General features: G+C 61.0%; 4 protein-coding genes. All 4 read right to left on the reverse strand.

Going from position 1 to position 3,435, the window contains the following annotated elements; genetic code table 11:
• Nucleotides 1-892 (reverse strand): NupC/NupG family nucleoside CNT transporter (locus AACS18_RS01725; RefSeq protein WP_108613542.1); only part of this gene is annotated, 892 nt, incomplete at its 3' end.
• A gap of 355 nt (nucleotides 893-1,247) precedes the next feature.
• Nucleotides 1,248-1,673, reverse strand: a complete 426-nt coding sequence (arsC, locus tag AACS18_RS01730; RefSeq protein ID WP_080741219.1) for a glutaredoxin-dependent arsenate reductase — start codon at nucleotides 1,671-1,673, stop codon at nucleotides 1,248-1,250.
• A 75-nt stretch (nucleotides 1,674-1,748) separates the two neighbouring features.
• A complete protein-coding gene (arsB, locus tag AACS18_RS01735; RefSeq protein ID WP_019445633.1) occupies nucleotides 1,749-2,813 on the reverse strand; it encodes an ACR3 family arsenite efflux transporter in 1,065 nt (354 codons plus the stop codon).
• 109 nt (nucleotides 2,814-2,922) lie between these two features.
• A partial coding sequence (locus AACS18_RS22995) for an ArsA-related P-loop ATPase (protein WP_308810814.1) occupies nucleotides 2,923-3,435 on the reverse strand: 513 nt, incomplete at its 5' end.

Below are 3,435 nucleotides of genomic sequence, written 5' to 3' on the forward strand. Positions count from 1 at the left end.
GCCAGGCCACCGGGGCAAACAGATAGCCAAGCAGCTGCTGCAGGGAGAGATCGGCCCAGCCGAACCACTCGCCGACAGTGGTGAGACCGGCGTTGATCATGGTGATGACGCTGACAAAGGCCAGCAGGATAGTACCGATGGCTACGGCGATCTTCATGCCGCCCATGGCACCGCCCGCCAGCGCGTCAATGGCGTTGCTGTAGTCGCTCTTGTCGAGGGTGATCTCGGTCTGATCGCTCACCTGCTGCTGCTCCGGCACCAGCAGTTTGGCCATCAGCAGGCCACCCGGCGCCGCCATAAAGGAGGCGGCAATGAGGTATTTCAGATCCACACCCAGACCGGCGTAACCGCCCAGAACCGAGCCCGCCACCGAGGCCATGCCGCAGGTCATCACAGCAAAGAGTTCGGAACGGGTCATACCGGCGAGGAAGGGACGAATAAGCAGCGGCGACTCCCCTTGCGACAGGAAGATATTGCCGGTGGCCACCAGGGATTCGGCGCGGCTGGTGCCGAGCAGGCGGTGCACGGCGCCGCCCAATACCCGGATCACCCACTGCATGATGCCGAAGTGGTAGAGCACGGCGATCAGCGCGCTGATAAAGATCACCAGCGGCAGCACCCGCACGGCGAAGATAAAGCCGTTGCTGGCGAGATCGCCAAACACGAAACGAATGCCGCTGTCGGCGAAGCCGAGCAGGGCGGAGACGCCATTGCTCATGGCACCGAGCATGATTTGTCCGGGGGGGAAATAGAGCACCAGAGCGGCAAAACCGGTTTGCAGGGCGAGCGCACCCAGCACGGTTCGCCAGCGGATGGCTCGGCGGTTTTCACTCGCCAGCCAGGCGATAAACATCAGGGCCAGCATACCGACCAGACTCAATAACAGTGTCATCTTGCACCTATGAAGAGAGGAGTTTCATATGGCAAGTCTGCAGACAGGCGTCGCGGGAGATCCGGCGGAAAAGGTGCCGACCCACGCGACACGCAGACCACAAACCTACAGGTTAGTGGCGGGTCCCATCCTGGGGTCATTCACGTTCCGGGTGACAGCATGTATCGGGTGACGCCAGCGCCGTCGCAGGGGGAGATGCGGCCGGGTGGCAGGTCGGGCGGCGATGGTACAGTGATCATCGTCACAGAAAAAGCGGTAAAACGATTGGCCGGAATAACTTTTTCTTGTTCACACAACGAAACTGGGCCAACGTGAAGCTGGCCCTGTTTCAACCCGTACTTGAGTACTCAGATGATTACTTGAGGCGCTTGCCGCTCGCATCCACCACCTGCTCGCCATCCTCCTTGGCGAAGGCCCCTTTTTGCTGATCGGGCAATATATCGAGCACCACTTCCGACGGACGGCACAGTTTGGTGCCAAGCGGCGTGACGACGATGGGACGGTTGATGAGGATGGGGTGAGCCAGCATGGCATCGATCAGTTCATCATCACTGAAACGATCTTCCGCCAGACCGAGCGCCTCGTAGGGTGGCACGTTCTTGCGCAGCAGATCGCGCACCGGCATGTCCATGGCAGCGATCAGCGCCACCAGCTGGTCACGGGAGGGTGGCGTCTCCAGATAGTGGATGACAGTGGGTTCCACGCCGCTGTTGCGGATCAGCTCCAGGGTGTTGCGGGAGGTACCACATTCCGGGTTGTGATAGATGGTGATTGCACTCATTTGCGTGTCTCTCATTAATCAAGTGAATATAAAATCGATAGCATCAGTTCGCGGCCAGCTGTTAGCGGCCATCAGTTAACGGCCCAACCCCGCTTCATACCAGGGTTTGCTGGCGTTAACCACCCGCACCACCAACAGCATGACCGGCACCTCAATCAGCACCCCGACCACGGTGGCGAGCGCCGCGCCGGAGTGAAAGCCGAACAGGCTGATGGCGGCGGCCACCGCCAACTCGAAGAAGTTGGAGGCACCGATCAGGGCGGAAGGACAGGCGACCGAGTGCTTCTCCCCCACCTTGCGGTTGAGCCAGTAGGCGAGCCCGGAGTTGAACAGCACCTGGATCAGAATGGGCACCGCCAACAGGGCGATAACCAGCGGCTGCTCAATGATGGCGTTGCCCTGAAAGGCAAACAGCAGCACCAGAGTGAGCAGCAGGGCCGCCACCGACCAGGGCTGGATGCGGGTCATGACACCGTCAAAATGGGCCTCTCCCTTTTTCAGCAAAGCCTTGCGCAGCAGCTGGGCGATGATGACAGGGATGACGATATAGAGCACCACAGAGGTGAGTAGGGTATCCCACGGCACTATGATGCTGGAGACCCCGAGCAGCAGCGCCACCAGCGGCGCGAAGGCAAACACCATGATGAGGTCATTCACCGCCACCTGCGACAGGGTGAAGTAGGGATCGCCGTTGGTGAGGCGACTCCAGACAAACACCATGGCGGTGCAGGGGGCCGCCGCCAGCAGGATCAGCCCCGCCACATAGCTGTCAAGTTGATCTGCCGGCAGCCAGTCGGCAAACAGCACGCGGATAAAGAGCCAGCCGAGGAAGGCCATGGAGAAGGGTTTGACCAGCCAGTTGATAAAGAGGGTGACGCCAATACCCTTCATGTGGCCCTTCACCTGATGCAGGGCGCCAAAATCGATCTTGAGCAGCATGGGGATGATCATCACCCAGATCAGCAGCCCCACCGGCAGGTTGACCTTGGCCACCTCCATGGCACCGATCGCCTTGAAGAGATCCGGCAACCCCTGCCCAAGCCCAATCCCCACCAGAATGCAGAGGGCGACCCAGGCGGTCAGATAACGTTCAAAAAAGCCGATGGCAGGCACGGCCTTGGCATCACATGTTGCAGACATCACAGCTCCCGATGCGGCGCAATTTCGCATCTTCTATTGGTTCAAAACACGGGTTTATAACAAGTAACGGCATATTCAAGCCGCCCCGGCAGCAGGCCGGGGCGGCGACTCAATGGTGCTGGCAGAGACGGCGCAGGGCATCGGGCCCCACCGGCTCCTCGGCGAGCAGCGGCACCACGGCGAAGCGGCTGGCATGTTGCTGCTCGACCGCCTCGATATGGGGCAACTGGCGCTCGGCCCGCAGTTGCAAGAGCGGCGAGCTGACCGCGGCTTGCTGCAAGCTGTGGTTGATGAGCCAGCCCCAGGGCTCGATGCCAGCCCGGCGCAGATCGGCCTGCAGATTGGCCGCCTCCTGCACTGGCGTCGGCTCGGGCAGCGTCACAATCAACACCTTGGTCTGTTTGGGATCCTGCAACTGCATCATGGGGGTGGTGATGTGCAGCCCCTTGTTTCCCATCTGGCGAGCGATCTCCCTGTGGTAGGCGCCGGTGGCGTCGAGCAGCAGCAGGGTGTGGCCGGTGGGGGCAGTATCCATCACCACGAAGCGCTTGCCCGCCTCGCGAATAATGCGCGAGAAGGCCTGAAACACGGCGATCTCCTCGGTACAGGGGGAGCGCAAGTC

It is taken from the genome of Aeromonas sp. HMWF015, from assembly GCF_963878965.1.
GTDB classification, from domain to species: Bacteria; Pseudomonadota; Gammaproteobacteria; order Enterobacterales; family Aeromonadaceae; genus Aeromonas; species Aeromonas veronii.

Excerpts from the sequence above, each read along its gene's own strand:
- arsC (WP_080741219.1), bottom strand. The coding sequence starts at position 1,673 with ATGAGTGCAATCACCATCTATCACAACCCGGAATGTGGTACCTCCCGC.
- arsB (WP_019445633.1), bottom strand. The coding sequence starts at position 2,813 with ATGTCTGCAACATGTGATGCCAAGGCCGTGCCTGCCATCGGCTTTTTT.